Annotated in this window: 21 protein-coding genes, 1 tRNA gene and 1 riboswitch; of the genes, 7 read left to right on the top strand and 15 right to left on the bottom strand. The window is 65.7% G+C overall.

Annotated elements, in window-relative coordinates; translation table 11 throughout:
• The first annotated feature begins 49 nt into the window (after positions 1 to 49).
• Complete coding sequence (locus IEX33_RS18135) at positions 50 to 595, top strand: TspO/MBR family protein (RefSeq protein ID WP_188732304.1); 546 nt, start codon at positions 50 to 52, stop codon at positions 593 to 595.
• Positions 596 to 608: 13 nt separating this feature from the next.
• Here IEX33_RS18135 and IEX33_RS18130 read toward each other — a convergent pair whose 3' ends face one another.
• From IEX33_RS18130 to IEX33_RS18115, 4 genes are all read right to left on the bottom strand, one after another.
• A complete protein-coding gene (locus IEX33_RS18130; protein WP_188732303.1) occupies positions 609 to 2,048 on the bottom strand; it encodes an L-serine ammonia-lyase in 1,440 nt (479 codons plus the stop codon).
• A gap of 408 nt (positions 2,049 to 2,456) precedes the next feature.
• Entirely contained in the window at positions 2,457 to 3,614 is a 1,158-nt protein-coding gene (gene gcvT, locus IEX33_RS18125; protein ID WP_188732302.1) for a glycine cleavage system aminomethyltransferase GcvT, read from the bottom strand.
• An 11-nt stretch (positions 3,615 to 3,625) separates the two neighbouring features.
• A complete protein-coding gene (gene gcvP / locus IEX33_RS18120) occupies positions 3,626 to 6,559 on the bottom strand; it encodes an aminomethyl-transferring glycine dehydrogenase (RefSeq protein WP_229675448.1) in 2,934 nt (977 codons plus the stop codon).
• Between the two features lie 178 nt (positions 6,560 to 6,737).
• A riboswitch (glycine riboswitch) is annotated at positions 6,738 to 6,836 on the bottom strand.
• Positions 6,837 to 6,927: 91 nt separating this feature from the next.
• Positions 6,928 to 7,467, bottom strand: a complete 540-nt coding sequence (locus IEX33_RS18115) for a TetR/AcrR family transcriptional regulator (RefSeq protein ID WP_188732300.1) — start codon at positions 7,465 to 7,467, stop codon at positions 6,928 to 6,930.
• 67 nt (positions 7,468 to 7,534) lie between these two features.
• Here IEX33_RS18115 and IEX33_RS18110 point away from each other — a divergent pair, with 67 nt between their 5' ends.
• Complete coding sequence (locus tag IEX33_RS18110; protein WP_188732299.1) at positions 7,535 to 9,118, top strand: MFS transporter; 1,584 nt, start codon at positions 7,535 to 7,537, stop codon at positions 9,116 to 9,118.
• 105 nt (positions 9,119 to 9,223) lie between these two features.
• Here IEX33_RS18110 and IEX33_RS18105 read toward each other — a convergent pair whose 3' ends face one another.
• Positions 9,224 to 9,703, bottom strand: coding sequence for a Dps family protein (locus IEX33_RS18105; protein ID WP_104189606.1), 480 nt, complete (start codon positions 9,701 to 9,703; stop codon positions 9,224 to 9,226).
• A gap of 222 nt (positions 9,704 to 9,925) precedes the next feature.
• Here IEX33_RS18105 and IEX33_RS18100 point away from each other — a divergent pair, with 222 nt between their 5' ends.
• Positions 9,926 to 11,482, top strand: a complete 1,557-nt coding sequence (locus tag IEX33_RS18100; protein ID WP_188732298.1) for an APC family permease — start codon at positions 9,926 to 9,928, stop codon at positions 11,480 to 11,482.
• Positions 11,483 to 11,574: 92 nt separating this feature from the next.
• On the opposite strand, the gene IEX33_RS18095 is transcribed toward IEX33_RS18100, so the two are convergent.
• From IEX33_RS18095 to IEX33_RS18060, 8 genes are all read right to left on the bottom strand, one after another.
• Positions 11,575 to 12,123 carry an AMIN-like domain-containing (lipo)protein gene (locus tag IEX33_RS18095; RefSeq protein WP_188732297.1) on the bottom strand — a complete coding sequence of 183 codons (549 nt, stop codon included), beginning with the start codon at positions 12,121 to 12,123 and terminating at the stop codon, positions 11,575 to 11,577.
• Positions 12,124 to 12,415: 292 nt separating this feature from the next.
• Positions 12,416 to 12,718 carry a DUF4193 domain-containing protein gene (locus IEX33_RS18090; RefSeq protein WP_104189665.1) on the bottom strand — a complete coding sequence of 101 codons (303 nt, stop codon included), beginning with the start codon at positions 12,716 to 12,718 and terminating at the stop codon, positions 12,416 to 12,418.
• Between the two features lie 91 nt (positions 12,719 to 12,809).
• On the bottom strand, positions 12,810 to 13,013 hold the full coding sequence (locus IEX33_RS18085; protein ID WP_188732296.1) for a hypothetical protein: 204 nt from the start codon (positions 13,011 to 13,013) through the stop codon (positions 12,810 to 12,812).
• Positions 13,014 to 13,215: 202 nt separating this feature from the next.
• Complete coding sequence (locus IEX33_RS18080; RefSeq protein WP_188732295.1) at positions 13,216 to 14,472, bottom strand: MFS transporter; 1,257 nt, start codon at positions 14,470 to 14,472, stop codon at positions 13,216 to 13,218.
• An 11-nt stretch (positions 14,473 to 14,483) separates the two neighbouring features.
• Complete coding sequence (locus IEX33_RS18075) at positions 14,484 to 16,655, bottom strand: elongation factor G-like protein EF-G2 (RefSeq protein ID WP_188732294.1); 2,172 nt, start codon at positions 16,653 to 16,655, stop codon at positions 14,484 to 14,486.
• 99 nt (positions 16,656 to 16,754) lie between these two features.
• Entirely contained in the window at positions 16,755 to 17,180 is a 426-nt protein-coding gene (locus IEX33_RS18070; RefSeq protein ID WP_188732293.1) for a ChaB family protein, read from the bottom strand.
• A 103-nt stretch (positions 17,181 to 17,283) separates the two neighbouring features.
• A tRNA-Thr gene (locus tag IEX33_RS18065) sits at positions 17,284 to 17,360 on the bottom strand.
• 164 nt (positions 17,361 to 17,524) lie between these two features.
• Positions 17,525 to 18,397: a DsbA family protein gene (locus tag IEX33_RS18060; RefSeq protein WP_188732292.1), complete on the bottom strand. Its 873-nt coding sequence runs from the start codon at positions 18,395 to 18,397 to the stop codon at positions 17,525 to 17,527.
• Positions 18,398 to 18,577: 180 nt separating this feature from the next.
• Here IEX33_RS18060 and IEX33_RS18055 point away from each other — a divergent pair, with 180 nt between their 5' ends.
• The 4 genes from IEX33_RS18055 to IEX33_RS18040 all read left to right on the top strand — a co-directional run bounded on the left by IEX33_RS18055 (position 18,578) and on the right by IEX33_RS18040 (position 23,822).
• On the top strand, positions 18,578 to 20,080 hold the full coding sequence (locus IEX33_RS18055; RefSeq protein ID WP_188732291.1) for an alpha,alpha-trehalose-phosphate synthase (UDP-forming): 1,503 nt from the start codon (positions 18,578 to 18,580) through the stop codon (positions 20,078 to 20,080).
• Positions 20,070 to 20,906, top strand: coding sequence for a trehalose-phosphatase (otsB, locus tag IEX33_RS18050; protein ID WP_188732290.1), 837 nt, complete (start codon positions 20,070 to 20,072; stop codon positions 20,904 to 20,906). Before IEX33_RS18055 ends, otsB begins: the two co-directional genes overlap by 11 nt.
• A 229-nt stretch (positions 20,907 to 21,135) precedes the next feature.
• Entirely contained in the window at positions 21,136 to 22,218 is a 1,083-nt protein-coding gene (locus IEX33_RS18045) for an ABC transporter ATP-binding protein (protein ID WP_174179677.1), read from the top strand.
• A 185-nt stretch (positions 22,219 to 22,403) separates the two neighbouring features.
• Positions 22,404 to 23,822 (top strand): DUF4032 domain-containing protein, encoded by a 1,419-nt coding sequence (locus IEX33_RS18040; protein ID WP_174179679.1) that lies wholly within the window; start codon positions 22,404 to 22,406, stop codon positions 23,820 to 23,822.
• A 2-nt stretch (positions 23,823 to 23,824) separates the two neighbouring features.
• Here the strand turns inward: IEX33_RS18040 and IEX33_RS18035 are convergent, their stop codons facing one another.
• Both IEX33_RS18035 and IEX33_RS18030 read right to left on the bottom strand, forming a co-directional pair.
• A complete protein-coding gene (locus tag IEX33_RS18035) occupies positions 23,825 to 25,195 on the bottom strand; it encodes an FAD-binding oxidoreductase (RefSeq protein ID WP_229675447.1) in 1,371 nt (456 codons plus the stop codon).
• Between the two features lie 109 nt (positions 25,196 to 25,304).
• Positions 25,305 to 25,796, bottom strand: a complete 492-nt coding sequence (locus IEX33_RS18030) for an SRPBCC family protein (protein ID WP_188732288.1) — start codon at positions 25,794 to 25,796, stop codon at positions 25,305 to 25,307.
• Between the last annotated feature and the right edge of the window lie 249 nt (positions 25,797 to 26,045).

Here is a 26,045-nt window from a genome sequence, read left to right as displayed (position 1 = left end):
TGTCACCCGTGCCCTTGACTCGGGTGGACGGGTTGGCAAGGGTGGAGGCATGCAGCCGAACCGTGAAGAGTTGTCATCCCCGCCGGATGGAAGCGACCAGCCGTACAGCGCGCGGGTTCAGGCAGCGGTGCTGGCCGGATTCCTGGTGGCATCCTTCCTGGTGGCCGGGCTCGGCGGATTCTCTACCGTGGACAACGTGGACGGTTGGTATGCCACAGCTGACAAAGCACCCTGGTCCCCGCCCAACTGGCTCTTCGGCCCGGTGTGGACACTGCTCTACACAGCCATGGCGGTGGCTGCCTGGCTGGTCTGGCGGAAGCGGACTTCCAGGACCAGGCCTGCGTTAACGGCCTACGCGGTCCAGTTGGGCCTGAACCTCGCCTGGACTCCGGTGTTCTTCGGCCTCTATCCAGCTCTGGGTACGGCTGCCCTTTGGCTGGCCATGGCCATTATTGTGGCCCTGATCGCCGCGGTCACGGTGACGGTGCTCTATTTCGGCCCCATCAGCCGGACCGCGGGACTGCTGCTGATGCCCTACATCGCCTGGCTGGTCTTCGCGTCCACTTTGAACTGGTGGGCAGCGGTCCACAACTGAAGGGTTAGTGCTGTCAGCATTCGACGACGTTGACGGCCAGGCCGCCCATGGCCGTTTCCTTGTATTTGGAGCTCATGTCCTTGCCGGTCTCACGCATGGTCACGATCACCTCATCCAGCGACACCCGGTGGGACCCGTCACCCCAGAGCGCCATCTTCGCCGCGTTGATCGCTTTCGCCGCCGCAATGGCATTCCGCTCGATACACGGGACCTGGACCAGCCCGCCGATCGGATCACACGTCAACCCCAGGTTGTGCTCCATCGCGATCTCCGCCGCGTTCTCCACCTGCGCCGGAGACCCGCCCATCACCTCAGCCAGGCCCGCAGCGGCCATCGACGACGCCGACCCCACCTCACCCTGGCACCCCACCTCAGCCCCCGAAATCGACGCCTGCTCCTTGTACAGCACCCCCACCGCACCCGCGGCGAGCAGGAAACGCACCACGACGTCATCCCGGTCCTCCTGGGACGCGTTCTCCATGCCGGGTGCGAAATGCAGCGCGTAATACAGCACCGCCGGAATGATCCCCGCAGCCCCGTTCGTCGGCGCCGTCACCACACGGCCCCCCGACGCGTTCTCCTCATTCACCGCAAGAGCAATCAAATTAACCCACTCCTGCCAATACTTCGGATCATGGAACTCGTCCCCGGCCCCGTTCTCGTCACCGGCGCCGCCGGGCCGGGCGCTTTCCTTCCGCAACCGGTCATACCAGTCCGGGGCACGGCGCCGGACCTTCAACCCGCCCGGCAACACACCCTCCCGCTTCAGCGACGCGGCCACGCAGCCTTCCATGACGGAGTAGATGTGCAGCAGGCCTTCGCGGATTTCCTCCGGTGACCGGCTGTCCTCCTCGTTCACCCGCATCACCTCACTGATGCCCAGGCCCGTCACCCGGCAGTGCCCCAACAACTCCGCAGCGGTCCGGAACGGCAACGGCAGCTCCTTCTTCGACTCCTCCAGCTCCAGCTGGGCCGCGTCCTCCTCACCCTCACGGACAATGAACCCGCCACCCACCGAAAAGAACGTCGCCGCATGCAACACCCGCCCACCGGCGTCAGAGACCGTGAACGTCATCCCGTTCGTATGCCTGGGCAGAACCGTCAAGGGCCGCAGCACCATATCCTTCACCCCGTACGGCAACGCCACCGCACCGGCCAGCTGAAGGGTCCCGGTCTCGGCGATCGCAGCCAGCCGCTCCTCCACCTCATCAGGCAGGATCAACTCCGGATGGAAACCCTCCAACCCCAGCAAAATGGCCGTCATCGTCCCATGCCCGTGACCGGTCGCAGCCAACGACCCATACAAATCCACCCGCAACGACGCCACCCCCGCCAGCACCCCCGAAGCCTTCAACTCCTCCGCGAACACAGCAGCAGCCCGCATCGGCCCCACAGTGTGGGAAGAAGAGGGACCGATCCCAATAGAAAAGAGATCAAAGACGCCAACAGCCATTACTTGTCCTTACTAAAACTGAGTTGGGTGCGTGGTCGGTTGGGTGGATGGCTGCGGAATTCCTCCGCGTGCTGCTCCTTCGTCGCTCTGACGCACGCTTCCGGAATCCCCCAGCCATCCAGGGTTCCGTCACCAAGCGACAAGGCAAGCAGGAGACAACCTCCGCGACCCGGCATGGGCGGAGGAAACCAACACACAAACGTTGTCCGCTCCTGCCCGTGCAGGAAGCGGCCTCGTGTCCGTGCCCAAGGTGCCTTGACCTCGCCCCTGTGGGACAGGTATCCGGAAGCGTGCTCCCCACCGTCTCCCTAGCCTCGCAAGCTCGGCCAGGGAACCCTGACGGCGTGGGCCCAGGGCACGCGTGAAACTGTCCGGTCCGGTGGCCCCGGAGCCACTGTGATTCCAGGCCTATGTGGAGCGTTTGTAGAACGGGAGATCGACGACGACGAACGGCTCCGCTTTGCCTCGCAGGTCGATGTCCAATACCGTGCCGGCCTGGGTGAACTCAACATCGACGTACGCCATGGCGATCGGGTACCCCAGGGTGGGCGAAGGCTGTCCGGAGGTCACTTCGCCCACGGTCTTGCCGTCCTTGAGCACGGGGTAGTGTGCGCGGCCGGCGCGCCGGCCCAGTCCTTTGAGTCCCACAAGCCTGCGGCCTCCAGTGGAGCCGGCTCCGGCCATCTTCTTGGCGGCCAGGGCGGACTTTCCCACAAAGTCGCCTTCTTTGGAGAGCGCGACGACGGGTCCCAGTCCGGCGGCGAAGGGGTCACCCTGCAGCGAGAGCTCGTTCCCGTACAGCGGCATCCCCGCTTCAAGGCGGAGGGAGTCGCGCGAAGCCAGCCCGGCAGGCGTCAGCTCGCCATCCTCCGCGATGGCGGCGAGTGCCTGCCACAGGGCGGGGGCGTCGTCGTTCGCCACAAAGATCTCGAAGCCGTCCTCACCGGTATAGCCGGTGCGGGCGAGCAGGAGCTCCTTCCCGGCGCCTCCCACGAGGAACGGAACCTCCACGGCGGCGTAGTACTTCAGTTCCGTGACCAGGCCATGCTGTGCAGCCGGGACAAGGCGCAGCAGCAGCTCCTGTGCCCTGGGACCCTGGACGGCGATCAGCGAGGTGGCCGCGGAGGCGTCGTCCACCCGGACGTTGAACCCGGCTGCACGTTCGGCCAGGGCCGCGGCCACTACGTCCGCGTTGCCTGCGTTGGGAACCACCAGGAAGCGGTCCGTCCCGTCTCCTGCGGTATCCGCCGCAGGGCGGCGGTAGGTGATGAGGTCGTCGATGATGCCGCCGTCCTCAGTGCAGATCAGCGAGTACTTGGCCTTGCCCACGGCCATGGCCGAGATCTTTCCCACCAACGCATAGTCCAGGAACGCGGCAGCCTCCGGCCCGGTGACCCAGACCTCGCCCATGTGGGACAGGTCAAAAAGCCCTGCGGAGTTCCGGACGGCATGGTGCTCGGCCAGTTCGGAGCTGTACTTAAGGGGCATCTGCCAGCCGCCGAAGTCGGTGAAGGAGGCACCCAGCTTCGTGTGCTCGTCGTAGAGGACGGTGCGCTTCTCAGTCATGGCAGGCGTCCTCAGTTTTCGAATTCGGAGAGCGGCGGGCAGGAGCAAATCAGGTTCCGGTCACCGGCTGCGCCGTCGATGCGGCCAACCGGCGGGAAGTACTTGTCCTGCTTGAGTGACTTCACCGGGAACACCGCCTGCTCGCGCGGGTAGGCGCGGTCCCAGTCGCTGCTGATGGCGGCGGCAGCGGTGTGCGGGGCGTTCCGGAGCGGGCTGTCGGCCACGGTGAAGTCGCCGTTGGCCACCTGGTCGATCTCCTTGCGGATGGCGGTCATGGCTTCGATGAAGCGGTCGATCTCCCCCAGGTCCTCGGACTCGGTGGGCTCCACCATCAGCGTGCCGGCCACGGGGAACGCCAGCGTGGGGGCGTGGAAACCGTAGTCGATGAGGCGCTTGGCCACGTCCTCAGCAGTGACGCCGGTGCGGGCGGTGAGTTCGCGCAGGTCCAGGATGCACTCGTGCGCCACCAGCCCCGCTTCGCCGGTGTAGAGGACCGGGAAGTAGCCGTTCAGCCGTGCCGCGACGTAGTTGGCCGCCAGCAGTGCGGACTTGGTGGCCTCGGTCAGGCCCTGGCCGCCCATCAGCTTCACGTACGCCCACGAAATGGGCAGCACGCCGGCGGAACCGAACTTGGAGGCGGAGATGGGGACGTCGTTGCCTTCGGTCCAAGTGGCGGCGTTGCCGGGCATGAAGGGTGCCAGGTGTGCCTTGGCGGCAACGGGTCCGACGCCGGGTCCGCCGCCGCCGTGCGGGATGCAGAAGGTCTTGTGCAGGTTCAGGTGGGACACGTCGCCGCCGAACTTGCCCGGCTGCGCCAGACCGACAAGCGCGTTCAGGTTTGCGCCATCGATGTACACCTGGCCGCCGGCGGCGTGGACGGCATCGCAGACCTCGCGGACGTCGGCGTCGTACACACCATGCGTGGACGGGTAGGTGATCATGATGCAGGACAGGGAGTCCTTGTGGGCCTCGATCTTGGCGTACAGGTCCGCGTGGTCGATGGTGCCGTCCGATGCGGTCGCCACGACAACCACCCTCATGCCGGCCAGGACAGCCGATGCGGCATTGGTGCCGTGCGCCGAGGCCGGGATGAGGCAGACGTTGCGCTGCTGGTCCCCGCGGGAGTGGTGGTAGCCGCGGATCGCCAGCAGGCCCGCGAGCTCACCCTGCGAACCGGCGTTCGGCTGGATGGACACCTGGTCATAGCCCGTGATCTCCGTCAGCTGCGCTTCCAGGTCAGCAATGAGTTCGCGCCAGCCCTCAGTCTGCGAATCCGGGGCGAACGGGTGGATGGAGGCGAACTCCGGCCAGGAAATGGCTTCCATCTCGGCCGTGGCGTTCAGCTTCATGGTGCAGGAACCCAGCGGGATCATGGTGCGGTCCAGCGCGAGGTCCCGGTCGGAAAGCTTGCGGATGTAACGCAGGAGCTGGGTCTCGGAGCGGTGGGTGTTGAACACCGGGTGCTGGAGGAAGTCGGTGGAGCGTTCGACGGCGCTGTCCAGCGCGAAGGCTGAGTCGCCGTTCGCCGTGGCCGGGACGCCGGGGGCCTTCACGCCAAAAGCGTCGAGGACACGGCCGGCAATGTCCGGCGTCGTGGTTTCATCTGTGGAGAAGCCGACGGTGTCGGCATCGATGCTGCGCAGGTTGATGCCCTTGGCTTCGGCGGCAGCAACGATTCCGGCAGCCTTGCCCGGTACGGAGACTGTGACGGTGTCGAAGAAGCTGGTGTGCAGCACTTCGAGGCCTGCGGCCTTGAGGGACGCAGCCAGGGTCCTGGCATGGGTGTGGGCGGACTGCGCAATCGCCTTCAAGCCCTCCGGGCCGTGGTACACGGCGTACATCGAAGCCACAATGGCGAGCAGCGCCTGCGCGGTGCAGATGTTGGACGTGGCCTTTTCGCGGCGGATGTGCTGCTCGCGGGTCTGCAGGGCCAGGCGGTAGGCGGGAACGCCGGCGTTGTCCTTGGAGACGCCCACCAGGCGGCCGGGCATCGAGCGTTCGAGGCCCTTCTGGACTGCCATGTAGGCCGCGTGCGGGCCGCCGTAGAACAGCGGGACGCCGAAGCGCTGGGCGGAGCCCACGGCGATGTCCGCGCCCTGCTCGCCGGGAGGCGTGATGAGGGTGAGGGCCAGCAGGTCGGCTGCCACGGTCACCAGGGCGCCGCGCTCCTTGGCCTTGCCGATCACCGCGGAGTGGTCGAAGACCCGGCCGGAAGCACCAGGCTGCTGCAGGACAATCCCGTTGATGGCTCCGTCCGGCAGTCCTTGGGAAAGGTCCGCCACCTCAACCTCGAAGCCGAGCGCTTCGGCGCGGCCCTTCACAATGGCGATGGTCTGCGGCAGGCAGTCTGCGTCCAGCACGGTCTTGCCGTCACGGGCATCTGCATTCTGGCCTGTGGCCTTGTTCGCCCGGCGCATCATCAGCACGGCCTCGGCCACGGCGGTGGCTTCGTCCAGCAGGGAGGCGTTGGCGATGGGCAGGCCCACCAGGTCCTGCACCATGGTCTGGAAGTTCAGCAGCGCCTCGAGCCGGCCCTGGGAAATCTCCGGCTGGTAGGGCGTGTAGGCGGTGTACCAGGCCGGTCCCTCGAGGATGTTGCGGCGGATCACCGGCGGCGTAACGGTGTCGTAGTAGCCCTGGCCGATCATCTGCACGGCGGTCTTGTTCTTGGCGGCCAGCCTGCGGAGCTCAGCGAGGGCCTCCACCTCGCTCAGCGCGCCTGCCAGTTCCAGCGGAGAGTCCTGCCGGATGTCCTTGGGGACGGCGGTATCTACCAGTGCGTCCACGGTGTCGTATCCCACGGCCTTGAGCATGGTGTCGACGTCGGACTGGCGCCTTGCGCCGATGTGCCGGTCAACGAAGGCTGCGGCAGCGGGTTCGGCAGAAGCATGGGTGGCGGTTGCCGGGGTGGCGGAGGCCGAAGATACAGTCACGAGGAACTCCATAAATAGGGCGGCGCAGGGTACGCCACATCGATTCGTGTCCCTCCCCGCTCTGTAGTGGACCTGAGAGTTTCCGCGTGGCCTGCCTGGGCTGGCCGCGCTTGCACCGTCGGTGAGTACAGCTGCCTGGATCTCCGGGACCGGATCTCCGAGCCGGCAGCCTGCTGCTTTCCAGAGTTGCCTCGCCGCGGCGGTACATGGGCCTGTGAGATTCCTGGGGAGGTATTGCTCCTACGGCGCCTGCTTGTACCTTCTGGCAGAACTCTCCCGCCGCAGATCAAAGGCTATTAATTTGTAGTGTTTGTGGTTGCCGGTGACGGCCCACACATGGAGCAATTCTCCTACGCTGCGGGCCCGCGGGCAAATGCCGGTCAGCCCCTCAGCCGCTCCACTGCCGCCAGGAGTTCCTCCACGTCTTCCCGCCTGTTCCCGGGGTTACCGGACGGCCCGCTCTCCCACATGGCATTGAAGTACAGCCCATCCCCCATGTACAGCACCGCCTTGGCCATTGCCGTACCCACGTCCTTCCCGATGAGGTCCAGCCACTGCTGCTGGATCGCGGCGAAGCGGCGCCGTGCCTCCTCATGTGCCACTTCCGCCAGGCGGGTGGCAGCAACAAAGGAGCGGTCCATGGGGGTGTCGGACCAGAGGGATGACCGGATGAAGTACGCGGCGGCGCCTTCCTTCGCGGCCGCCATCGCGGCGAGATCCTCCCCTGCCAGCCGGTCCAGCCGCTCGAGGGTGGCCGTGATCAGTGCTTCCTTGTTGGGGAAGTGGTAGAGCAGGCCGCCCTTGGAGACTCCGGCCCGCCTGGCGACCGCATCGAGGGTGGCCGCCCGCTCCCCCACGTCGATAAGGAGCTCTTCAAAAGCATCGAGGACTGCATCTCGCGCGACGGGTTTCCTGGCCATGGTTCCCATCATGCACGGTCGGGATTCGATTTCTTAACTATACCGTCCAGACGGTACAGTTAAGTTCATGACACCGCCCGCCGCCTCCCAGCCCAAGAGCTTCCACCCCGCTCCGTCCAATCTGCCCGCAGGCAACCGCTTCCGGGGAGGCCGGCGGGACTGGCTGGCGCTGGCGCTACTGATGTTCCCAGTCCTGCTGGTGGCCGTGGACAACACGGCACTGACGTTTGCACTGCCGGCCATCGCGAGCGCCCTGGACACCTCGGGAGTTCAGCTCCTCTGGGTGGTGGACGCCTACCCGCTGGTGCTGGCGGGGCTCCTGGTTGCCATGGGGAGCCTGGGCGACAGAGTCGGACGCCGGCGGCTGCTGATCATCGGCAGCATTGGCTTCGCGGCGGTATCAGCAGCCACCGCCTTTGCCCCCAGCGCCGGCTGGCTTATCGCAGGCAGGGCCGCGCTGGGCTTCTTTGGTGCCATGCTGATGCCCTCCACGCTGTCGCTGATCCGGAACATCTTTCCGGACCCCAACCGGCGGCGGCTGGCCATCGCGGTCTGGGCCGCAGGGTTCTCGGGCGGCGCCGCACTGGGGCCGATCTTTGGCGGCTGGCTGGTGGAACAATTCTGGTGGGGAGCAGTGCTTCTGGTCGCAGTGCCCATCATGCTCCCCCTCCTGGTCCTGGGCCCCGCCTTCATTCCGGAATCCCGGGACCCGTCCCCGGGGAAGGTGGACGCGCCCAGCATCCTGCTCTCGCTGCTCACCATGGCCCCGGTGGTCTATGGGATCAAGGAGTTCGCCACTGAAGGACCAGGCGCCGCGGCGCTGGGGACCATGGCGTTCGGCGTGGCAATGGGTGTTGTGTTTGTCCGCCGCCAGCAGCGCCTGCACAGCCCGCTCCTGGACATTTCCCTGTTCCGGAACAGGGTTTTCAGCATGGCGATCACCGCCAACGTCCTGGCCTTGTTCTCCTTCAACGGGTTCATCCTCTTCCTGGCCCAGCACCTTCAGCTCATCGAGGGCATGTCACCCTCGGCCGCCGGAATGGCGATGATTCCGGCCCTGGTGGCCACCGTTGTTGCGGGGCTCGCCGCGGTGCCGGCCGTGCGGAAGATGCGGCCGGGCTTCGTGGTGGCGGCCGGGCTCGCGATGAGCGCCATGGGGTACAGCCTGGTCACCTTTGGCAGCCACACGGGGGGTCCCTCACTGCTACTGGCCGCACTGCTGATCCTCGCGCTGGGCGTGGGAACTGCCGAAACAATCTCCAACGACCTCATCCTGGGAAGTGCGCCCCCGGAAAAATCAGGCGCAGCAGCAGCGGTCTCCGAGACGGGCTACGAGGTGGGCGCACTGCTGGGAACCGCGGTATTGGGCTCCATTCTTACGGCCTCGTACCAGCACAACCTGCGGCTGCCGGCGGGCATCACCGAAGGCGCCCCCACCGCGGGAACCGCGCAGGCCGGCGAGACCCTCGCCGGCGCCATGGAGCTGGCGGCCAGGCTGCCGCAGCCCCTTGCAGACGCCGTGCGCCTGGCCGCGGCAGCCGCGTTCGATTCGGGAGTGCACATCACCGCAGGAATTGGGCTGGTACTGATGGCGACGGCGGCAGTCCTCGCCGCCGTCGTGCTTCGGAAAGTGCCCAAGGCGGACAGCTGAAAGGTGCCCTGCCCACCACGTCCCGGGACAGCAAAAGGCGCCCGCAGCCGGAGGATTCCACCTCCGGCTGCGGGCGCCCTGCACTCCGCTTCGCTGCGGACGCTGCTACTTTGCGTCCGGCGCCGTAACGCTGGCGGTAGGCTTCATGTTTTCCGCGTTGACCATCCAGGCATACTGCTCCAGCTTGGCGATGAACTCGTGCAGAAGGTCCGCAGTGGTGGGATCCTCTTCATCCACTTCATCGTGAACCTTGCGCATGGTGCCAACGGCAGCCTCAAGGGCAGCGACGATGCGTTCGATCGCGTCCTTGGTGCTGATCAGGCCTTCAGGGAACTGGGCCAGGCTCGTGGACCCGGACACGGTGGAGCTGCGGCCGTCCGGCAGCGCGTGCAGTGCCCGCATCCGCTCGGCAGTGTCATCAGCGAACTGGCGGGCAGCGTCCACGATTTCATCCAACTGCAGGTGCAGGTCGCGGAAGTTGGTTCCCACGATGTTCCAGTGCGCCTGCTTGCCCTGGATGTGCAGTTCGATCAGGTCGGCGAGCACGGCCTGCAGGTTGTTGGTCAGTGTCGGTGAAGCTTTCATGCGTCCTCCTCAAGTGGTCCAGTAGTCCCGACGCTATCAGCACCGCAGCGCGCTGGGGACGGTCGGCGGAGGATTTCTCAGTGAGCTTACTAATTTGTGAAACACGGACATAAACGAACGGCATTCATATTTCCCCTTGCGTCCTGCGTCACATCCACTCATACTAAATGAACGCCATTCATATAGTGACCGTTGTCTCAACATCTTCCAGAAAGTGGTGCCATGACCGAGACCATCCGCACCAGAACATCCCCTGCCGGTTCCGGGCCGCACTCCCCGGGGACGTCCGGCATCAGCCCCAAAGGACTGAAGGGCGGGCAGCTGGGCCTGCTCGCCGTCGTGGTCCTGGGCATATCAACCATTGCCCCCGCCTACACCCTCACCAGCGCCCTGGGTCCCACGGTCAACGAAGCCGGGCTCCAGCTGCCTGTCATCTTCCTGATCGGGTTCATCCCCATGATCCTGGTCTCCCTGGCCTACCGGGAACTCAATGCCGATTCCCCGGACAGCGGCACCACTTTCACCTGGGTCACCAAGGCCTTCGGCCCCTGGGTGGGATGGATGGGAGGCTGGGGCCTGCTGGCCGCGAACATCATTGTGCTCTCCAACCTCGCGGGAGTCGCCGTCGACTTCTTTTACCTCTTCCTTTCACAGCTGACCGGCTCACCCGAACTTGCTGAGCTGTCAGCAAACAAGGCACTGAACGTGCTGACCTGCTTTGTGTTCGTGGCCCTGGCGGTCTGGGTCAGCTACCGGGGACTCCACACCACCAAGCTGGTCCAGTACAGCCTGGTGGGATTCCAGTTGCTGGTCCTGGGGCTGTTTGTCGGCATGGCCTTTGCCAACTGGTCCTCGTCTGAAACCGCCATCCCGTTCAGCTGGGAATGGTTCGACGTCACCAGGATCGAGACTTTTGGGCAGATCGCCGCCGGCATCTCGCTCTCCATCTTTGTCTACTGGGGCTGGGACGTCTGCCTGACGGTCAATGAGGAAACGTCCAACGGCCGGAAGACCTCCGGGCTGGCCGGTACCCTCACCGCCCTCATTGTCCTGGCGATCTACCTGCTGGTGAGCATCGCCACCATGATGTTCGCCGGCGTCGGGGATACCGGCAACGGCCTGAACAATACCGAGATCCACGAGAACATCTTCACCGCCCTGGCCTCCCCCATCATGGGTCCGTTCGCCATCCTCATGTCCCTTGCCGTGCTGTCCAGCTCGGCTGCTTCCCTGCAGTCCACGTTCATGTCCCCCTCCAGGAGCATGCTGGCCATGGGGTTCTACGGCGCCCTGCCCGCACCGTTCGGCCGCGTCAGCAGGAAGTTCGCGACGCCGGGCTTCGCCACCGTTGCCGCCGGCATCATGTCTGCGGGCTTCTACGCGGTAATGCATGTGCTCAGCGAGAACGTCCTCAACGACACCATCCTGGCGCTCGGACTGATGATCTGCTTCTACTACGGACTGACGGCACTGGCCTGCGCCTGGTACTTCCGCCACAGCGTCTTCGACAGCCTGCGGCACTTCGTTCTCCGGCTGGTGTGCCCGGTGCTGGGCGGGGTCGGGCTGTTCGTAGTGTTCCTGCAGACGGCAGTGGACAGCTGGGCCCCGGAATTCGGCAGCGGCTCGGAAATCTTTGGAGTGGGCCTGGTGTTCGTCCTCGGCGTCGGCATCCTGGCCTCAGGCGCCGCCGTCATGCTCATTATGGCCAGGGTGCGTCCCGGCTTCTTCCGCGGCGAAACCCTCAAGCGGGATACCCCCGCGCTCGTGGTGCCGGAGTAGTCACCCTGGGCCAGCCCAACAGCCCGGGCGCAGGAGAGGTGCCGTTCCCCCGTACCAGGGGGAAGCGGCACCTTTCCGTTTACGGCCACCTGTCACCAGTAGTGCGCCACGTCCACCACCAGGCGGGATCCCGAGCCCGGCCCGTCCAGGGTGAAGACCCGGAACGGAAGGCGGGCGCGGACACCCAGGCCAATGCTGGTGTAGCCCTCGTAGCTCCCGGCCCAGACCATCTGGCGGAAGGTCTGGTAACCGGCCACGTTGGAGAGCTCGGCAGGGTCAGCCGGGTTATAGGTGGAGTTGCCGTTCCCGTCGTAGGCGGGTGCGTTGACTGTCACCTGCAGGCGCCCGTTTCCCCGGACCGGGATGGTGAACCCGGATCCGTCCTGCACTATTTGGGGAACGTACCTCACGGTGTAGCCGGCGGCAGGGCCGTTGAGGTCCACCACCATCCTGTCGAAGCAGTAGTGCTGCCCCGCGCGGACGTTGGTGACGTTGGCGGTGCTCATGTCCCGGTCGGCTTTCGCCAGGGACCCCCAGACGAGCCCGCAATAGGAAGTGGTTGCCGAGGCGGGCCCCGGTGCCACTATTCCCAGCCCGGCGGCCATGAGGATGGCGGCGAGCCAGGTGGAGAACTTTTTCATTGTGGGGCCACCCATGTGTAGAGCGATGTGATAGCTCAAGGGTAGGAGCGTTTCCGGCGCAGATCGAGGCCTGTGGCCGCTTCGCCGCGCAACCGTTAGGCTGCGGTGCCGCGCATCACGCACGCATAAATCCGGGGCGGAAAACGGGCTTTCCTTGGCCCCATACGGGCTGTTTTCGACCTGTGGTTGCGCTGTTCCTGCACCTTGCCGTTACCGGCATAACGACGGCGGCAGGAGACGAAAAAGCGCCGGCCACCTTTGGAGGTCGCCGGCGCAGGAAGTTCGGGAGGAGTCAGCCTTCGCAGTCGCGGCAGTACTTCATGCCGTTCTTTTCGCGGGCAACCTGGGAGCGGTGGCGGACCAGGAAGCAGGATGAGCAGGTGAATTCATCAGACTGCTCTGGAACAACAATGACCGTCAGTTCCTCGTTGGAAAGATCCGCGCCGGGCAGGTCTATGCCTTCGGCGGTGTCGTTCTCATCGACGTCAATGACTGCGGTCTGCGCGTTGCCGCCACGCGACGCCTGGAGGGCCTCCAGCGAGTCGGCCGGAGTTTCTTCTTCCTGCTTGCGTGGGGCATCGTAATCGGTAGCCATAGCGTTTCACTTTCGTTGCTGCGCAGCGCCATTTCAGGCACCTCAGTGCAGCAGTTTAGGGCATGATCCCGCTACCGGCGCAATAGTGTGCTCAACCGGACACTCCGCTGCCCTGGACCACGGATTCATTGTGGCTCCGCCTGGCGTGTTCTCCCCCGACCGCCACTCCGCTCAGGGCCGGCAGCCATCCCCACCGGGTGGCATCAGCCATGGCATCGGCTGCCTGCTGGCCGGATTCGTAGGTAAACGTGTCAAAGAGCCACGTGCGGAACCGGTCGGGAATGTTTGCGATCATGCCTGAAAGCTACGCAGCGATTGTTGTGGGCGCGTTTCGTCGCGGTCTCGCCGGCGTTAATCCATAACGATTTCCCTGCCTCGCTTCCTCGCTGGAAAGCAGGGCGGCGCCGTACGGGCACGATGACATCAGGGACGCGGCTTAGCTGCTCGAACTGATGGACTCTTACTGACCGGAACGTCCGCCGTAGCCCCGGCTGCTGCTAGGGCGCCGCCGGTGTGCTCTCCGATGCCGTGTCCGCCGGCGGCCGCTGCCTGCGGCTGAGCAGGATAAAAGGTGCAGCGATCAGCTGCAGCGCACCGCCCACGGCCAGGGAAGCCGGATAGCCGTAGAGGTCTGCAGCCCTGCCCAGCGCAGGCTGCACCACCACTCCCCCTGCCGAACCCATCAGGGAATCGAAGCTCAGCACTGTTGCCCGCTGCTTCGATGCGATCATGTCGTTCAGGTACGCCTGCCGCACGGGAGTCCCTGCCGAGGCCACCACTGCCCACAGCGCCAGGAGCGCCAGGGCAAGCCAAAAGACGGTGGTGAACATCAGTACCACCAGGATGACTGCACTGACGATGTTGGTGGCGATCAGCACGCTGGTCCGCCGCTTGACCAGTTTGCGGATGCGCGGCGCCATCCACCCGCCCACGATGTCCGCTCCTGCCACCAGTGCCGCCGCCAGGCCGGCGATGGCATAGGCCCGGGGATCTCCAAACAGCTGCAGCAGGTAGGGCTGCAGAGCGTAGAACACGTAGATGCCCACGCCCTCGGTAAACGGCGCAGCCAGCATGATGTACCGCACCGGCGGATGCTTGAGGCCCCCGTCCACTGAAGCTTTGAGGACGGCCCGGGTGGCCTGCACGGGGTGGGCCGAGCGTTCAGGCGTGAAGCCGACGTCGTGCATAAGCAGGAAGGCCACCGCGAACATCGCCACCAGCACACCCACGCGCACCAGGAACGGTACCCCCAGGTTCGTGGCCTGGGCGATCACCCCACCGGCCACGGAGCCGGTGAGCATGGCGACCCCGGACACCATCTGTCCGCGCCCGAGCACCACCTCCAGCCCGCCCTCGTATCCCGAAAAGCGCAGGGCGTCCACCAGCCAGGCCTCCACAGCCCCCGAAAAGAATGTAAAGCCCAGGCCCAGCAGGACCGAGACGCCGGCCCACCACCAGAACGGGGCCGAGAACTGCCACAGCAGGAAGTACAGGAAGGTGGACCCGGCCAGCGTGACGGTCCCCAGCAGGAAGGAAGCCCGCCTCCCCCAGCTGTCCGCCACCACGCCGGTGGGCACCTCGAAGAGCACCATGCCCACGGTGAAGAAGGCGTTCGCGGCGAAGGCCTCAAGGTTGGTCAACCCGGCGTCCAGCAGGAAGAGGGTGTTGATTCCCCAGATGAACGAGGCCGCCAGGGTGTTTCCCAGGGTCAGCGTGAGATAGACGCGCTGGATCTTCCGGGCAGCCGCGTTCATGGAAGGTGCCGCTACGAAAGGCTGAAGCTGGCAGGCACGGGATCATGCCGCAGGTACCGGCGGCGGAAGCGCCCCGTTCCGGCGGTGAGCGCCCGCAGGTCCACGGCGTACCGCAGGAGCTCCTGGTCCGGGACTTCAGCGCCGATTTCAGTCAGGCCCCCGCCCGAGGACGTGGTGCCGGTGAGCCGGCCGCGACGGGATGACAGGTCACTCATCACAGACCCCACGTGCTCGTCCGCCACCGTGATGGTCACGGACGAGACCGGTTCAAGCAGCTGGATCCGCCCGGCCGCCGCGGCCTCCCGCAGGGCCAGTGCCCCCGCCGCCTGGAATGCTGCGTCCGAGGAATCCACGCTGTGCGCCTTGCCTCCTGTCAGGGTGACCCGCAGGTCCACCACGGGGAAACCCGCGCTCACGCCCTTCTCCATTTGCGCACGGACGCCCTTTTCCACGGACGGGATGAAGGTCCCCGGAATAACGCCACCCACCGTTTTGTCCACGAATTCGAACCCCCCGCCGCGGGGAAGCGGCTCCACGTCGATGTCGCAGACGGCGTACTGCCCGTGGCCTCCGGACTGCTTGACGTGCCGGCCGTGTCCTGCCGCGGGTGCTGCAAAGGTTTCCCGCAGGGGCGTCACCACGTCCACCGTGTGCAGTTTTACTCCTTGATCACGGAGGCGGTCCAGGACTACCTCGACGTGGGCCTCGCCCATGCACCAAAGGACCAGCTGGTGCGTTTCTGAGTTGCGTTCCACGCGGAGGGTGGGATCGCCGGCCGCGATCTTCCCCAGGCTGCGCGCCAGCGCGTCCTCGTCGCTGCGCGAATCGGGTTCCACCGCCACCGGCAGCAGCGGCTCGGGCATCTCCCAGGTGGCCAGCAGCAGGGGCCGGTCCCGTCCGGAAATGGTGTCTCCCGTTTCGGCGCTTCCCAGTTTGGCCACCGCGCACATGTCGCCGGCCACGCAGTACGGCACGGGCCGCAGGGAGGCCCCCAGCGGTGAGTAGAGGTGCGTGACGCGTTCGTCCGAGTCGTGGTCCTGGTGGCCGCGGTCCGCCAGTCCGTGGCCGCCAACGTGCACCGGCGCATCCTCCCGCAGCGTCCCGGAGAAAACCCGGACCAGGCAGACGCGGCCCAGGAACGGATCGACGGAGGTCCGGACCACCTCCGCCGCCAGCGGTCCCGTGGGATCGCACCGCAAGGCATCTGCTGGTGAACCGCCAAGGTCGGTCGCCCCGGGCACGCTGCCGTCCGGCGGCGACGGAAAGGCCCGGACCAGCACCTCCAGGAGTTCCGCGGTGCCCAGCCCGCTCACGGCGGACGTGGACAGGACCGGGAAGAAGGTGCCTCGTTCGACGGCGGTTTCCAGGTCGGCGATGAGGACATCAGTGTCGATGTCCTCGCCTTCGAGGTAGCGGTCCATCAGGGTCTCGTCCTCGCTCTCGGCGATGATCCCCTCAATGAGATCACCCCTGGCGGCACCGGACGCGGCGAGTTCCGCCGCATCCGCTGCCCGCACGGCAGCGGCCGGCTCCCCGGACGAATAGTCCGTAACCGTGCCGGACAGCAGTCCCAGCAGGCCGGTGACCTCACCGCCCGCCCGCACCGGGACATAGAGCGGCAGGACGCCCTCGCCGAAGGACTTCCGGCAGGCGGCCAGGACGCCGTCGTAATCTGCCCGCGGGTGGTCCATCCGGGTGATGGCGACGGCGCGGGGCAGCTGCATGAGCTCGCACTCACCCCACAGCGCGGTGGTGGTGGCGTCGATGCCGTCGACGGCGGACACCACGAACAAGGCGGCGTCCGCCGCGCGCAGGCCAGCCCGGAGCTCGCCGATGAAATCGGGGTAACCGGGAGTATCCAGGAGGTTCACTTTGATGCCGTCGATCAGCAGCGGCACCAAAGACAGGGTCACGGAGCGTTGCTGGTGCACGGCAGCGGGGTCGGAATCGCTGACCGTTGTCCCGTCCGGGATGGATCCTTTGCGCGTGATCATTCCCTGGGCAGCGAGCAGTGCTTCTATGAGCATGGTTTTTCCGGCGCCCGAATGGCCTACGAGCGCCACATTCCGGATTCTGGCCGGATCCTCCGCGGCAATGCCGGCAGAGGCGTCTGCACGGCGCGATTCGGCTCCGTTGCGGCCAGCTGCCGTCCTGCCTGGGTCCTTGGTGCCCTTGACCGACATGGGAAACCTCCTGGCGTCTTTGCCATCCGACCGGACTGAAATGTGTCCTCTGATTCGACACCCTGGAGGGTGGATCGGCAAGAGCCGCAGGGCCTGGGATTAGCTTCCGCGCGCCTTCCGGGTGGCGGCGTCATTGGCCTTCTGGATGGCCTTGACCAGCTCGTCCTTGTCCATGGTGGACCGGCCGTCGATGTCCAGCTCCTGGGCAAGCTTGTAGAGGTGTTCCTTTGAGGCGTTCGCGTCCACCCCTCCCGCGGTGGGCTCGGATGACGTGCCGCCCTCCTCGGCCCGCTTGTCCGAGGGGCCGCGCTTTTCCTTCGGCTCCCAGTGGTCTCCCACCTTCTCGTAGCTGTGCTTGAGGGAGGCGTAGGCCGCCCGCGCAGCCCGGCCCTCGTCATTGTCATAGCTTTCAAGGGCTGAATCGTAGGTCTTGGCGAACGTGTCCTGGGCCTTTTGCTCAGAGCGCTGCAGGGTGGAGGGAAGCTCTTCCTTGCGGGCGTGGTCGTTCTTGCCGGTCTTGGGCATGGCACCCACACTCCTTTCATCAGCAGGCTGATCATGCGGATGACACCAGCTTAACTGGCGGGGTGCACGGAGAGGCGGGCGGCCTGAACGGAATGTCTGGCGGTGGAGCCCCCTGTCGGATTCGAACCGACGACCCCCGCTTTACAAGAGCGGTGCTCTGGCCAACTGAGCTAAGGAGGCGTGCCCCTGCGGGCGGCGCCTGAACGGCGCTAGATAAGGTTAGCCCAACTGCTGCCGGTGGTAAAAACGCCGGCGGCCTTCACCGGATTCAGGGTTAACGCCGGCGGCCCGTTCCCGGAAGAATCCGGGAGCGGGCCGCTGGGTGTACAGGTGCGGGGAAGGCGTTAGGCCTTGGCGTCGATTGCCGCCTGGATTTCGGCGTTCAGGTCGGTGCCGCCGTCCCACTGCTTGCCGTCGATGAAGACCGTGGGCGTACCGGTGATGCCGGTGTTTGCGGCCAATTCCGTGGAGTACTTGACGTAGGGGCGGAAGGTCTTGTCGTCCACGCAGCTGTTGATGTCCGCACCGATGTCGGTGGCGAGGGACTTCAGCTTGTCATCGGACAGGCCGGCACCGCCTTCGGCGGGCTGGTTCTCGAAGAGGACATTGACGTATTCCCCGTACTTGTCGGGGGCCGTGTCGGCAACACAAGCGGCCGCGTTGGCGGACCGGGATGAGTAGTTGGTGCTGGACTGGCGGTCCAGGAAGCCCAGGGGGCGGTACTCCATGGTGATCTTGCCTTCATTGCGAAGGCTCGTCAGTGCCTCGTTGTAGGTCTCTTCGAAGCGCAGGCAGACCGGGCAGATGAAGTCGATGTAGGCAATGACCTTGACGGGCTGCCCTTCTTCGGCTTCTGCCCCCGGCGCCACCACGGGGCTGGGCGGGGTTTCGGGCTTGGTCAGGGTGGTCACGTCAACGGTGGCAGGATCCGTCTGCTTGACGTCGGTGTTGGCCAGGAGGGTCACGCCGCCATTGACGTTTGCATTGGCGGGCACGGGCCCCTGGTCGGCGATGGGGGTGTTCTGCCTGATGCTGGTGGTCACCACCAATGCGACAACAGCCAGGATGGCCACGACAGCCGCCACGATGCCCCAGCCGATGAGCAGTTTGTTGCGCTTGTCCTTTTTCAGCTGCGCTTCACGGATCAGGCGCGCCTTTTCCCGCGCCTCCGCGGTTCGCTCAGCCTTGGACTTACGGACTTCGTTTGCAGGGCTCATGTGTTCCTTGGGTCGGTTGACGTGGGGGGACCACTTCGTGGCAACTCCAAACATTTTAGGGGAGAAAGCTGGGAGCTTGCTCCTTCAAGTATTGGCGGGGTTGACGAACGGCCGAATAGCACGGAAGATTCCGTCCCGTTAGGGTGGGCAGAGAGGCACAAGCAACCCCAGGGGGCCGCAATGCAAACACCCGTCCAGGAAAAACCCACCACCCCGGCGACGTCCGGCGCCGCCGGAGCAGGCCACGGCGGCGAAACAAAGTACGACTTCATGGTGGTGTCCAACAGGCTGCCTGTGGACCGCTGCGCCCCCGGCGACAGCGGGGACGACGGCTCCGGCTGGCGCCGCTCCCCAGGCGGCCTGGTGACAGCACTGGCGCCCATGATGACCAAGACAGACGGTGCCTGGGTGGGGTGGCACGGCGCGCCGGACGAGACGGTCAAGCCCTTCAGCCACGGCGGCATGGACCTCGTCCCGGTCCAGCTCAGCACCGACGACGTGGAGCTGTACTACGAGGGGTTCTCCAACGCCACCCTCTGGCCGCTCTACCATGACGTCATCGCACCGCCGGAGTTCCACCGGACCTGGTGGGACGCCTACCGCAAGGTCAACCGAAGGTTCGCCGACGCCGTCGTCCGCCATGCCGACGAGGGCGCCACGGTATGGGTGCAGGACTACCAGCTCCAGCTGGTGCCGCGCATGCTGCGCGAAGCGCGGCCGGACCTCCGCATCGGGTTCTTCAACCACATCCCCTTTCCTCCGCCCGAGATTTTTGCCCAGCTGCCATGGCGCCAGGCAATCATCGACGGGCTCCTCGGAGCAGACCTGGTGGGCTTCCAGCGGACCAGCGATGCCGGCAACTTCATGCGGTCCGCACGCCGCTTCCTGGGCGCCAGCGTCAAGCAGCAGCAGGTGCACGTCAAGGGTCCGGACGGTAAAATCACCCACATTGCCCGGGCCCAGGCCTTCCCCATTTCCATCGATGTGCGGCATATCAGCGAGCTGGCCGCCACCCCGGAAATCGTTGAGCGGGCACGCCAGATCCGCCAGGACCTTGGCAACCCCAAAACCATCCTGCTCGGCGTGGACCGGCTGGACTACACCAAGGGCATCCGGCACCGCCTCAAGGCCTTCGAGGAGCTCCTGGCGGACGGCAAGCTTTCTGTCGGTGACGCCACCCTGATCCAGGTAGCCAGCCCCAGCCGCGAACGCGTTGAGCAGTACCGGCTCCTGCGCGAGGAGGTGGAGGGCACCGTGGGCCATATCAACGGCACCTACGACACCATCGAGAATACTGCCGTCCGCTACCTGCACCACAGCTACCCCGTTGAGGAGATGGTGGCCCTGTACCTCGCCGCCGACGTCATGCTGGTGACGGCCCTCCGGGACGGTATGAACCTCGTCGCCAAGGAGTACGTCACGGCACGAACCAACAACGACGGCGCCCTGGTCCTGAGTGAGTTCGCCGGCGCAGCCGACCAACTGAAGCAGGCCCTGCTGATGAATCCCCACGACATCGACGGGCTCAAGGGCGCCATCATGCGCGCCGTGGAGATGCAGCCGAGGGAAGCCGGCCGCCGGATGCGGGCCATGCGCAAGCAGATCCTCGAACACGATGTGGACCACTGGTCTGCCGACTTCCTCCACGCGCTCAACGAAAAGGTGGTCCGCGATGACTCCTGATGCCCGCCACGCGAAGGACAAGCTCGCGCTGACTCCTGAACTTCGGGAGGCCATCCGGGAGATCGCCGGGACCGAGCACCTGCTGGTGGCCATGGACTTCGACGGAACCATGGCGCCTATCGTCGGCCACGCGGACGACGCCCGGCCCCTGCCGCGCTCCGCAGCGGCTTTCGCCGGGCTGGCCGTACTTCCACGAACGACGACGGCACTCATCTCCGGGCGCGCCCTCGCCAGCCTGCGCGCCGTCGCGTCCCCTCCGGTGAACACCCTCCTCATTGGCAGCCACGGAGCAGAGGCATGGCTGGGCCCTGGATCCACCGGGCTGACGCTCGAACCCGAGCAAAAAGCGCTCCTTGCCGAGGTGCGCGCCGTCTTGGAGGACATCGTCAAGGAAGCACCCGGCACCATGCTCGAGGACAAGCCGGCCGGGGTGGTGCTGCACACCCGCCTCGCCCCCGACGACGTCGCCGACGATGCCGTGGCAGCTGCGCGTTCCGTGCTGCAGGAACGGAAAGGGGTGTTCCTCAAGGACGGCAAAAGGGTCCTTGAGACCTCTGTCGTCAATGCCTCCAAGGGCGAGGGAGTCACCTTCCTGCGGCAGATCACCGGCGCCACGGGGGTCCTGTTCGCCGGCGACGACACCACGGACGAGGATGCACTGGCGCGGCTGGAGCCAGGGGACGTCGGCGTCAAAGTGGGCCTCGACTTTACCCAGGCCCAATACAGGGTAGAGGCGCCGGTCCATGTGGCGGAACTGCTGGAGGTCCTGCTTCAGCAGCGAAGCATCGCCGTCGCAGAGGAAACTCCAGGGACAGCCGACGAGTGAGGCAGCGCACGGAGGTTGTGCAAGCTCACGTGTGACGTCCGTAACATTTGCAACCATTAGTAGAACATCTGACATACTCTTGCTTGTGATGTGGCGCACAAGAACCGTGCGGCGTCACTCAGCGCTCCTCCGCCTCGGCGGAATTGGCCAGCATCACATAACTGAACAAACATGAACCATTCACAACGGATCGTCCGGCACGTACCTGCCGGTGAAGGGATTGATAACTGTGGCTACAGTTACTTTTGATAACGCTACGCGTCTGTACCCGGGCACAGATAAGCCCGCCGTCGATAAGCTCAACATCGACATCGCCGATGGCGAATTCCTGGTCCTCGTTGGACCCTCCGGTTGCGGTAAGTCCACCTCCCTGCGCATGCTCGCAGGCCTTGAGGACGTCAACGCCGGCCGAATCCTGATTGGCGACCGCGACGTCACCGACGTTCCGCCGAAGGACCGCGACATCGCGATGGTTTTCCAGAACTACGCGCTGTACCCGCACATGACTGTGGCCGACAACATGGGCTTCGCCCTGAAGATCGCAGGCGTCTCCAAGGAAGAGCGCGCCGAGCGCGTCCGCGAAGCAGCCAAGCTTCTTGATCTTGAGCAGTACCTGGACCGCAAGCCGAAGGCACTCTCCGGCGGCCAGCGCCAGCGTGTCGCCATGGGCCGCGCCATCGTGCGTAACCCGCAGGTCTTCCTCATGGATGAGCCGCTCTCCAACCTGGACGCCAAGCTCCGCGTCCAGACCCGTACCCAGATCGCCTCGCTGACCCGCCGCCTGGGCGTCACCACCGTCTACGTGACCCACGACCAGGTCGAGGCCATGACCATGGGTGACCGCGTTGCTGTGCTGAAGGACGGCCTGCTGATGCAGGTTGACACCCCGCGCAACCTGTACGACAAGCCCAAGAACGTCTTCGTTGCCGGCTTCATCGGCTCCCCCGCCATGAACCTGCTCGAACTCCCCGTCGTCGACGGCGGCGTCCAGTTCGGTGGAACGGTGTACCCGGTGCCGCGCAACGTCCTGGAAGAGGCGCACGGCTCCACGGTTACCCTCGGAAGCCGTCCGGAAGACCTCGAAACCGCTCCGCAGGGCGAAGGCCTTAAGGTTGAGGTCGACGTCGTCGAAGAGCTCGGCGCCGACGCCTACGTCTACGGCCACACCACCCTTGACGGCAAGGACCACGACATCGTGGCACGTGTCGACGGCCGCCGCCCTCCGATGAAGGGCGAGGTCATCTACGTCCGGCCGCAGTCGGGCCACGTGCACCTGTTCGACACCAAGACCGGCCTGCGCCTGGGCGACTAGTCCCCACCGGCACCCTAACCTCGCTTCGCTTCGGTTAGGGAACCCTGCCGGCGTGGGCCCACCCACCGGCACTGGCACACCCACGGCGGCCCGCACCCTTCGAAACGGTGCGGGCCGCCGTCGGCCTTTAACCGCGCAGGCAAAAGAATTAGCTGGCCGCCCCTATGTACGGAAGAATTGACCCCATGACCGAGGAATACAGCGCCCAGTGGCACGACGAACCCACCGACTACGCGCAGATCGGCAAACTGCCGCGGTTTGTTGCCGCCAGCGCCGATGACGGCAAGGCAGCCTCGGTCTCCAGCTCCCTGAACATCACGGCGGCTGCTGCCGATCCCGAGCTGCTCGACCTTCCCTGGCACATCGCCCTGGAGGACTGGCCGGCGGAAAACCTGGCGGCCCTCCCCCGCGGCATCTCCCGCCACATCGTGCGGTTCGCCCACCTCGGCGGCTCCGTGATCGCCATCAAGGAAACCTCCGAGCACGTGGCCCGCCACGAATACCACATGCTCCGGAAGCTGGCCCGCCTGGACGTCCCCTGCGTGGAGCCCGTCGCCGTCATCACCGGACGCACCACCCTGGACGGACGCCCGCTGAACCCGGTACTCGTCACCAGGCACCTGAAGTTTTCCATGCCGTACCGTGCCCTGTTCTCCCAGATGCTCCGCAAGGACACCCTGACGCGCCTCATCGACGCCCAGGCACTGCTCCTGGTGCGGCTGCACCTCATCGGCTTCTACTGGGGCGATGTGTCCCTCTCCAATACCCTGTTCCGGCGCGACGCAGGCGCCTTCGCTGCATACCTTGTGGACGCAGAGACCGGCGAGCTCTACCCGGACCTGTCCACGGGCCAGCGCGAATACGACCTTGAGATTGCACGGGTGAACATTGCCGGTGAACTGATGGACCTGCTCGACGGCGGGCTGATCGAGGAAAAGGTGGACCCCGTGGCCACCAGCGAGCTCATCATGGACAGCTACCGCCGGCTCTGGGCGGAACTCACAGAGAAGGAGTCCTTCGAACTCGGTGAGCGCTGGCGCGTGAGTGCAAGGATCCGGCGGCTTAACGAACTTGGCTTTGACGTCGAGGAATACGCCATCAAGACCACCCAGAACGGGTCCACTATCCAGCTGCAGCCCAAGGTGGTGGACGCCGGGCACCACCAGCGGCGGCTGCTGCGCCTCACGGGCATCGACGCGCAGGAGAACCAGGCGCGCCGGCTGCTGAACGACATGGACTCCTTCCGTGCGGACAACAACCCGAACATGGATGAGGAATACAGCGCCCACCTCTGGGTCAGCCAGATCTTCGAGCCGATCGTCAGGTCCATCCCACGGGACTTGTCCGGCAAGCTGGAACCGGCAGAGGTGGTGCATGAGGTCCTGGAGCACCGCTGGTACATGTCGGAGAAGCAGGAGCGGCACATTCCGCTGGCGGAGGCCGTACAGTCCTACATTGACTCCATCCTGCGCCACCGCCGTGATGAAGCCGCGATCATGCTGAACCCGGACACGGGCATGCTGAAGATCCTCGAGGTGGAAACGGAAGAGTCCCGCTACGGCGACGATGAGTCGATTGACGAATACCCGGATTCGGACGACTAGGGTCAGATCGCCTTTCCCGGGTTAAGGATTCCCTCAGGATCAAACAGTTCCTTGATCCTCCGCTGGATCTCGCGGACCGGCTCCGGCTGTTCCTGGCCCAGCCAGCGCAGCTTGTACTGCCCCACCCCGTGTTCGCCGGTGATGGTGCCGCCCATGGCCAGCGCGGCGGTGATGGACTCGTCCAGGACCCGCTGGAGGCGTTCCAGGGCACCGGCGTCCACCGTGCCGCCCGTACGGTCGATCCAGAAGGTGGGATGCAGGTTGCCGTCCCCCGCGTGGGCTACAACTTTGAGGTGCACCCCGTAGTCCGACGCCATGGCATCCAAAGCTGCAACATAGTCCACAAGCCGGGAACGGGGAACGGCGACGTCCTCGCCCACGCGGTATTCGTCGTCGACCTCCACTCCCCGGCTGTGGCGCCGGAGCTCCACCAGCCGTTCAGCCTCCGCGCTGGCTTCAGTGGTGACGGCCGCGCCGCCCGCCAGCAGCACATCACGGACCACCTCCGCCTCGGCGGCTGCGCCGAACCCGTCGGTCTGGATGAGGAGCAGAGCGCGGCCCCGGGCCGTGAGGTCGGATCCGTGGATGTCATCGAGCTGGGCCAGCGTGCCGCCGTCGAGCAGTTCCATGATGGCTGGCTGGACCCGTGCCCTTCCCACTGCCAGGACGCCTGCGGCGGCCTGGCGGAAGTCGGGGTAGAACGCTGCGACGGTATGCACGTCGCGGGGAAGGTACTTCAAGCGGACGGTAACTCCGACCACTATGCCTAGCGTCCCTTCGGAGCCTACAAAAAGCCCGGTGAGATCGTAGCCGGCTACGCCCTTGAACGTTTGATGGCCTGTATGGATGAGCGAGCCGTCCGCGAGCACCACGTCCAGTGCCAGGACGGAGTCCCGGGTGACCCCGTATTTAGCGCAGCGCAGCCCGCCGGCGTTGGTGGCCACGTTCCCGCCGATCGTTGACGTACGGAAGCTGGCGGGATCGGGAGCGTACATGAGCTGATGAGCCGCGGCTGCGTCATTGAGGACGGCATTCACGACGCCCGGCTCCACCACGGCCGTTTCGTCGTCGGGGTTGAGCGCGAGGATGCGGTCCATGCGCTCCAGGGACAGGACAATGCAGTTCTTCGTGGCGTGGGCCCCGCCGGACACACCAGTGCCCGCGCCGCGCGCCACGATAGCTACGCCGGTGCCGGCGCAGGCGCGGACAACAGCCTGGACATCGGCCACTGACTGCGGGAAGACAACAGCCAGCGGCAGCTGAAAGTCGATCACGGGGGCTTGGTCAACGGCATACCGGCGGAGGGCAGCCTCCCCTGCGTCCACCTGCCCGGGTGCCAGGATCCTCTCCAGCTCGTCAACTACGCTACCCAACCTGGCCTCCATACGTCGTTGCGGATTCTCCCCAGTCTAAAGGGGGAAGCCCAGCGCAACCGGCTGGCGGATGCCCGGGCAGGGGCGCGTCCGCAGCGTGAAGACAGGCTCAGGCAGCGCCCATGAAACGGGCGTACCTGGCAAGGATCGCGGGCCAGGCATCGGCGTACTTGGCACGCGTGGCGGCCGGTTCTTCAGAACCCTCCCAGCCGTCATGGAACACGCGCACCTCGGTTCCTTCCGGGACTGCACGGAAGGCCACCAGGAGCTCCGTGGACCACAGCGCCGTGGTACCGGGATGCCAGGTGGCGTGGAATGACAACGGAGGCTGCCAGTCATCCAGCGTTCCCCAGATGCTGGTCCGGCCGTCGTCCGCCGTCTCAAGGATGAGGTTCTCCTCGAACTCCACGTAAGAGCCAGCCCCATAGACGCCGTGCGATTCCAGTGGCCACCAGAGGTGGGTGTGGTCTGTGAAGCCGGTAAATGCGTGCGCGACGCTTCCCGGGACTACCACCGTGTGAACCACGGGTTCCAGGATCCCGAAAGCGGCGTGGCCGTCACCCCCGGACGGTTCGTGTTGGTGGCTGAAGAGGCTGTCCATGATGGCCAACTTTACCGCCCCTCCCCCTGTGACGCTCTCTCACTTGATGCGGGGTTTCCTGTGACGCTCTCTCACTTGATGCGGGGTTTCCTGTGACGCTCTCTCACCGGGTGCGGGGTTTCCCGGATGTTTTCCCGGGCCTAATGGTGCCTGTTTCCCTGGGGTGGGTGGGAGAGGGTGCCCCGGGTGCCTGCGTTAGGTGGTGGAGGGTTCGTCCGGGTGCCTGTATCAGGTGCGGGGGGCAGTGTT

Origin of the sequence: Pseudarthrobacter scleromae (genome assembly GCF_014644515.1) — a bacterium.
GTDB lineage: Bacteria > Actinomycetota > Actinomycetes > Actinomycetales > Micrococcaceae > Arthrobacter > Arthrobacter scleromae.
Note: the sequence above shows the minus strand (reverse complement) of the source record. Positions and strands in the feature narration are given on the sequence as shown.

Bases quoted from the DNA above. Each gene is read 5' to 3' on its own strand.
- IEX33_RS18135 (WP_188732304.1), top strand. From the start codon at position 50: ATGCAGCCGAACCGTGAAGAGTTGTCATCCCCGCCGGATGGAAGCGAC.
- IEX33_RS18090 (WP_104189665.1), bottom strand. From the start codon at position 12,718: ATGGCTACCGATTACGATGCCCCACGCAAGCAGGAAGAAGAAACTCCG.
- IEX33_RS18130 (WP_188732303.1), bottom strand. From the start codon at position 2,048: ATGGCTGTTGGCGTCTTTGATCTCTTTTCTATTGGGATCGGTCCCTCT.
- IEX33_RS18115 (WP_188732300.1), bottom strand. From the start codon at position 7,467: ATGGCCAGGAAACCCGTCGCGCGAGATGCAGTCCTCGATGCTTTTGAA.
- gcvT (WP_188732302.1), bottom strand. From the start codon at position 3,614: ATGACTGAGAAGCGCACCGTCCTCTACGACGAGCACACGAAGCTGGGT.
- IEX33_RS18100 (WP_188732298.1), top strand. From the start codon at position 9,926: ATGACCGAGACCATCCGCACCAGAACATCCCCTGCCGGTTCCGGGCCG.
- IEX33_RS18085 (WP_188732296.1), bottom strand. From the start codon at position 13,013: ATGATCGCAAACATTCCCGACCGGTTCCGCACGTGGCTCTTTGACACG.
- IEX33_RS18030 (WP_188732288.1), bottom strand. From the start codon at position 25,796: ATGGACAGCCTCTTCAGCCACCAACACGAACCGTCCGGGGGTGACGGC.
- IEX33_RS18055 (WP_188732291.1), top strand. From the start codon at position 18,578: ATGCAAACACCCGTCCAGGAAAAACCCACCACCCCGGCGACGTCCGGC.
- IEX33_RS18070 (WP_188732293.1), bottom strand. From the start codon at position 17,180: ATGCCCAAGACCGGCAAGAACGACCACGCCCGCAAGGAAGAGCTTCCC.
- IEX33_RS18095 (WP_188732297.1), bottom strand. From the start codon at position 12,123: ATGAAAAAGTTCTCCACCTGGCTCGCCGCCATCCTCATGGCCGCCGGG.
- IEX33_RS18080 (WP_188732295.1), bottom strand. From the start codon at position 14,472: ATGAACGCGGCTGCCCGGAAGATCCAGCGCGTCTATCTCACGCTGACC.
- IEX33_RS18040 (WP_174179679.1), top strand. From the start codon at position 22,404: ATGACCGAGGAATACAGCGCCCAGTGGCACGACGAACCCACCGACTAC.
- IEX33_RS18105 (WP_104189606.1), bottom strand. From the start codon at position 9,703: ATGAAAGCTTCACCGACACTGACCAACAACCTGCAGGCCGTGCTCGCC.
- IEX33_RS18075 (WP_188732294.1), bottom strand. From the start codon at position 16,655: ATGTCGGTCAAGGGCACCAAGGACCCAGGCAGGACGGCAGCTGGCCGC.
- IEX33_RS18060 (WP_188732292.1), bottom strand. From the start codon at position 18,397: ATGAGCCCTGCAAACGAAGTCCGTAAGTCCAAGGCTGAGCGAACCGCG.
- IEX33_RS18110 (WP_188732299.1), top strand. From the start codon at position 7,535: ATGACACCGCCCGCCGCCTCCCAGCCCAAGAGCTTCCACCCCGCTCCG.
- otsB (WP_188732290.1), top strand. From the start codon at position 20,070: ATGACTCCTGATGCCCGCCACGCGAAGGACAAGCTCGCGCTGACTCCT.
- gcvP (WP_229675448.1), bottom strand. From the start codon at position 6,559: ATGGAGTTCCTCGTGACTGTATCTTCGGCCTCCGCCACCCCGGCAACC.